The sequence below is a fragment of the Streptococcus sp. k-628 genome, assembly GCF_013277475.1.
Classification (GTDB): Bacteria; Bacillota; Bacilli; order Lactobacillales; family Streptococcaceae; genus Streptococcus.
Window position 1 is genome coordinate 1 of the sequence record NZ_VMMZ01000025.1, and the last position, 6,152, is coordinate 6,152.

Annotated in this window: 4 protein-coding genes and 1 pseudogene; all 5 read left to right on the plus strand. The window is 41.0% G+C overall.

Features of this window, described 5'->3' with window-relative positions:
- Positions 1 to 850: pseudogene (locus tag HT730_RS03830) on the plus strand (MBL fold metallo-hydrolase); the annotation flags it as partial.
- A gap of 5 nt (positions 851 to 855) precedes the next feature.
- Positions 856 to 2,739 carry a phosphorylcholine esterase CbpE gene (gene cbpE, locus HT730_RS03835; protein WP_173306861.1) on the plus strand — a complete coding sequence of 628 codons (1,884 nt, stop codon included), beginning with the start codon at positions 856 to 858 and terminating at the stop codon, positions 2,737 to 2,739.
- A 100-nt stretch (positions 2,740 to 2,839) separates the two neighbouring features.
- Positions 2,840 to 3,949 carry a glutamate 5-kinase gene (proB, locus tag HT730_RS03840; protein ID WP_240151459.1) on the plus strand — a complete coding sequence of 370 codons (1,110 nt, stop codon included), beginning with the start codon at positions 2,840 to 2,842 and terminating at the stop codon, positions 3,947 to 3,949.
- A gap of 9 nt (positions 3,950 to 3,958) precedes the next feature.
- Positions 3,959 to 5,221, plus strand: a complete 1,263-nt coding sequence (locus HT730_RS03845) for a glutamate-5-semialdehyde dehydrogenase (protein WP_173306863.1) — start codon at positions 3,959 to 3,961, stop codon at positions 5,219 to 5,221.
- 3 nt (positions 5,222 to 5,224) lie between these two features.
- Positions 5,225 to 6,022, plus strand: coding sequence for a pyrroline-5-carboxylate reductase (proC, locus tag HT730_RS03850; protein WP_173306864.1), 798 nt, complete (start codon positions 5,225 to 5,227; stop codon positions 6,020 to 6,022).
- Positions 6,023 to 6,152: the final 130 nt, after the last annotated feature.

Consider the following 6,152-nt stretch of genomic DNA (forward strand, 5'->3'; position numbering starts at 1 on the left):
AAAACTTGATTTTATTTTGGTAACCCATACCCACAGTGACCATATTGGAAATATGGATGAAATATTAGATAAATACCCTGTTGATCGTATTTATATGAAAAGATATGATGATAGTCGTATAACTGATAAAAATCGTTTGTGGGATAATCTCTACGGATATGATAATGCGATTAAAGCTGCAAATCGTAATGGGGTGAAATTGATTCAAGATATTTCAAATGAAGAATCCCGTTTTACAATGGGAGACATGGATATTCAGCTCTATAATTATGAAAATGAATATGATGAGAATGGAAATCTTAAACCTGTTTGGGACGATAATTCCAATTCCTTGATTAGTGTAGTCAAAGTCAATGGCAAGAAAATTTACCTTGGGGGCGACTTAGATAATGTTCATGGAGCAGAAGACAAGTATGGTCCTCTTATTGGAAAAGTTGATTTGATGAAGTTTAATCATCATAAGGATACCGAAAAATCAAATACAAAAAACTTTATATTAAATCTATCTCCAGAAATCATAGTGCAGACAAGTGATGCTGTTCCAGGTTTTTATGATAGTCCTATTGTAGACAACCCTGAATATATAGCATGGTTAGATAGTTTAGGGATAAAGCGAATAAATGCAGCTAGTACAGAATATGATGCAACTGTTTTTGATATTAGACAAAATGGCATAGCTGATATAAGTAAACAATATAAAAAAATACCATCGTTTGTTTCGGGATGGCATCAGAAATCTAATGGCGAGTGGTGGTACCAAGCACCAGATTCTACAGGAAATTATTCTATCGGTTGGAACGAAATTGATGGAAAAAGATATTATTTTAATCAAAAAGGAATTCTAATAGAGCAATAATGAAAAAGAAATTGATTAGTTTAGCACTTGCAGGCGCTTTTTTAGGTTTGTCATGGTATGGGAATGTTCAAGCTCAAGAAAGTTCAGGAAATAAAATTCACTTTATCAATGTTCAAGAAGGTGGCAGTGATGCGATTATTCTTGAAAGCAATGGGCATTTTGCCATGGTGGATACAGGAGAAGATTATGACTTCCCAGACGGTAGTGATTCTCGCTATCCATGGAGAGAAGGAATTGAAACGTCTTATAAGCATGTTCTAACAGACCGTGTTTTTCGTCGTTTGAAGGAATTGGGTGTCCAAAAACTTGATTTTATTTTGGTGACCCATACTCACAGTGACCATATTGGAAATGTTGATGAATTACTGTCTACCTATCCAGTTGACCGAGTCTATCTTAAAAAATATAGTGATAATCGTATTACTAATTCTGAACGTTTATGGGATAATCTGTACGGTTATGATCAGGTTTTACAGACTGCCGCCGAAAAAGGTGTTTCAGTTATTCAAAACATCACACAAGGAGATGCTCATTTTCAGTTTGGGGACATGGATATTCAACTCTATAACTATGAAAATGAAACTGATTCATCAGGTGAATTAAAGAAAATTTGGGATGACAATTCCAATTCCCTGATTAGTGTAGTGAAAGTCAATGGCAAGAAAATTTACCTTGGGGGCGACTTAGATAATGTGCATGGAGCGGAAGACAAGTACGGTTCTCTCATTGGAAAAGTTGATTTGATGAAGTTTAACCATCACCGTGATACCAATAAATCAAACACCAAGGATTTCATTAAACATTTGAGTCCGAGTTTGATTGTTCAAACCTCGGATAGTTTACCTTGGAAAAATGGTGTTGATAGTGAGTATGTCAATTGGCTTAAAGAACGAGGAATTGAGAGAATCAACGCAGCCAGCAAAGACTATGATGCGACAGTTTTTGAGATTCGACAAGACGGTTTAGTAAACATTTCAACTTCCTACAATCCGATTCCAAGTTTTCAAGCTGGTTGGCATAAGAGTGCATATGGGAACTGGTGGTATCAAGCGCCTGATTCTACAGGAGAGTATACTGTCGGTTGGAATGAAATCGAAGGTGAATGGTATTACTTTAACCAAACGGGTATCTTGTTACAGAATCAATGGAAAAAATGGAACAATCATTGGTTCTATTTGACAGACTCTGGTGCTTCTGCTAAAAATTGGAAGAAAATTGATGGAATCTGGTATTATTTTAACAAAGAAAATCAGATGGAAATTGGTTGGGTAAATACTGGAGGTCAGAATTATTATTTATCCAAGGATGGTTCGCTGCAAACAGGTTGGCTTCAATATAAGGGCCAATGGTATTACTTTGCCCCATCAGGAGAAATGAAAACGGGTTGGGTAAAAGATAAAGAAACCTGGTACTATATGGATTCTACTGGTATCATGAAGACAGGCGAGATAGAAGTTGCTGGTCATCATTACTATCTAGAAGATTCAGGAGCTATGAAGCAAGGTTGGCTTAAAAAGGCAAATGCTTGGTATTTCTACAAGGAAGATGGTTCACGAGCTGTGGGTTGGATCAAGGACAAGGATAAATGGTACTTCTTGAAAGAAAATGGTCAATTGCTTGTGAACGGTAAGACACCAGAAGGCTATACTGTTGATTCAAGTGGTGCCTGGTTAGTGGATGTTCCAGTCGAAAAATCTGCTACAATTAAAACTACAAGTCATTCAGAAATAAAAGAATCTAATGAAGTAGTGAAAAAGGATCTTGAAAATAAAGAAACGAGTCAACATGAAAGTGTTGCAAGTTCTTCAACTAGTCAAGATTTGACATCATCAACTTCCAAAATCTCTGAAACGAGTGCAAACAAATCGGAATCAGAACAGTAGTAAAAAAGAAGGTTTTAGGGCCTTCTTTTTCCTATCAACTCTTTTCTATTTCCTGTCATTCATGTTATAATGGATAAATATGAAGAATCGGAGTGAGACTATGAAATACAAACGGATTGTCTTTAAGGTGGGGACTTCTTCTCTGACGAATGAGGATGGAAGCTTATCACGTAGTAAAGTAAAAGCTATTACCCAACAGTTGGCTATGCTGCACGAGGCTGGTCATGAATTGATTTTGGTGTCGTCGGGTGCCATTGCTGCTGGTTTTGGAGCCTTAGGATTTAAAAAACGTCCGACTAAGATTGCTGATAAACAGGCTTCAGCAGCGGTAGGACAGGGGCTTTTGTTGGAAGAATACACGACCAATCTTCTCTTGCGCCAAATCGTTTCTGCACAAATCTTGCTGACTCAGGACGACTTTGTGGATAAGCGCCGTTATAAAAATGCCCATCAGGCTTTGTCGGTTTTACTTAGCCGTGGCGCGATTCCTATCATCAATGAGAATGACAGTGTCGTTATTGATGAACTCAAGGTTGGGGACAATGATACTCTAAGTGCACAGGTAGCGGCCATGGTCCAAGCAGACCTTTTGGTCCTCTTGACAGACGTAGATGGTCTCTATACAGGAAATCCTAATTCAGATCCAAGAGCCAAACGCTTGGAGAAAATCGAGACCATCAATCGTGAGATTATTGATATGGCCGGTGGAGCAGGTTCTTCAAACGGAACTGGGGGCATGTTAACCAAAATCAAAGCTGCAACTATCGCGACGGAATCAGGAGTTCCTGTTTATATCTGCTCATCCTTGAAGTCAGATTCCATGATTGAGGCGGCAGAGGAGACCGAGGATGGTTCTTACTTTGTTGCTCAAGAGAAGGGGCTTCGTACCCAGAAACAATGGCTTGCCTTCTATGCTCAGAGTCAAGGTTCTATTTGGGTTGATAAAGGGGCTGCGGAAGCTCTCTCTCAACATGGAAAGAGTCTCCTTTTATCTGGTGTTGTTGACGCAGAAGGTGCCTTTTCTTACGGTGATATCGTGACAGTATTTGACAAGGAAAGTGGAAAATCACTTGGAAAAGGGCGCGTGCAATTTGGAGCATCTGCTTTGGAGGATATGTTGCGTTCTCAAAAAGCCAAGGGTGTCCTGATTCACCGTGATGACTGGATTTCCATTACTCCTGAAATCCAACTACTCTTTACAGAATTTTAGAGGTAAACTATGGTAAGTACACAAGAACAATTTGAACAGGTACAGGCTGCTAAAAAATCGATCAACACAGCTAGTGAAGAGGTGAAAAATCAAGCCTTGCTAGCCATGGCTAATCACTTATTAGTAGCTACTGAGGAGATTTTAGCAGCCAATGCCCTCGATATGGAAGCGGCCAAAGGTAAAATCTCAGATGTGATGCTGGATCGTCTTTATTTGGATGCAGGGCGTATAGAAGCGATGGCAAGAGGAATTCGTGAAGTGGTTGCTTTACCAGATCCAATCGGTGAAGTTTTAGAAACCAATCATCTTGAAAATGGCTTGGTTATCACCAAAAAACGTGTGGCCATGGGGGTTATCGGTATTATCTATGAAAGCCGTCCAAATGTGACGTCTGACGCGGCTGCTTTGGCTCTCAAGAGTGGAAATGCGGTCGTTCTTCGTAGTGGTAAGGACGCCTATCAAACAGCTCATGCTATTGTCACAGCCTTGAAAAAAGGCTTGGAGACAACGACCATTCACCCAGATGTGATTCAACTAGTGGAAGATACTAGCCGTGAAAGTAGCTATGCCATGATGAAGGCCAAGGGCTATCTAGACCTTCTCATTCCTCGTGGAGGAGCTGGTTTGATCAATGCAGTGGTTGAGAATGCTATCGTACCTGTTATCGAGACAGGAACTGGGATTGTCCATGTTTATGTGGATAAGGATGCAGATGAAGACAAGGCTCTGTCTATCATCAATAATGCAAAAACAAGTCGTCCTTCTGTTTGTAATGCCATGGAGGTTCTACTTGTTCATGAAGACAAGGCAGCAAGCTTCCTTCCTCGCTTGGAGCAAGTTCTAGTTGCAGAGCGTAAAGAAGCTGGGTTGGAACCAATTCAATTCCGCCTAGATAGCCAAGCAAGTCAGTTTGTTTCAGGTCACGCAGCTGATGATCAAGACTTTGACACCGAGTTTTTGGACTATGTCCTAGCTGTTAAGGTTGTGAGCAGTTTAGAAGAAGCGGTTGCCCATATTGAGTCTCACAGTACCCATCATTCGGATGCTATTTTGACGGAAAATGCTGAGGCTGCAGCTTACTTTACAGATCAAGTGGACTCTGCAGCAGTCTATGTCAATGCTTCAACTCGTTTTACAGATGGTGGCCAATTTGGTCTTGGCTGTGAAATGGGGATTTCTACTCAGAAATTGCACGCGCGTGGTCCCATGGGCTTGAAGGAATTGACTAGCTACAAGTATGTGGTTACTGGTGACGGACAGATAAGGGAGTAAGAGATGAAGATTGGATTTATCGGCTTGGGGAATATGGGAGCTAGCTTGGCTAAGGCTGTTTTGCAGGCTAAGACGGGAGATGACCTTCTCCTTGCCAATCGTAGTCAAGCTAAGGTGGATGCTTTTATCGCCAACTTCGGTGGTCAGGCTTCTAGTAATGAAGAAATTTTTGCAGAAGCAGATGTGATTTTTCTAGGAGTTAAGCCTGCTCAGTTTTCTGAACTGCTTTCTCAATACCAGACCATCCTTGAAAAAAGAGAAAATCTTCTTTTGATTTCGATGGCAGCTGGATTGACCTTGGAAAAACTCGCTAGTCTTCTTCCAAGTCAGCACAGAATTATTCGCATGATGCCTAATACCCCTGCTTCTATCGGACAAGGAGTGATTAGTTATGCCTTGTCTTCTAATTGCAGGACTGAGGACAGTAAGTTCTTTTGTCAGCTGTTATCCAAGACTGGTCTCTTGGTTGAACTAGGAGAAGGATTCATCGACGCAGCGACAGCTCTTGCAGGTTGTGGACCAGCCTTTGTCTATCTCTTTATTGAGGCCTTGGCAGATGCGGGCGTTCAGATGGGATTGCCAAGAGAAACGGCATTGAAAATGGCGGCTCAAACTGTGGTAGGAGCTGGGAAATTGGTCCTAGAAAGCCAAGAGCATCCTGGGGTCTTGAAAGACCAAGTTTGTAGCCCAGGCGGTTCGACTATCGCTGGTGTAGCAAGCCTAGAAGCGCATGCTTTTCGAGGAACAGTCATGGAGGCAGTCACTAAAGCCTACAAACGAACTAAAAAACTTGGTAAATAAGAGGTGGCTTTGTCTGCCTCTTTTATGGTGGTTGATACTCTTCGAAAATCTCTTCAAACTGCGTCAGCTTCCATCTGCAACCTCAAAACAGTGTTTTTAGCAACCTGCGGTTAGCTTCCTAGTTTGCTCT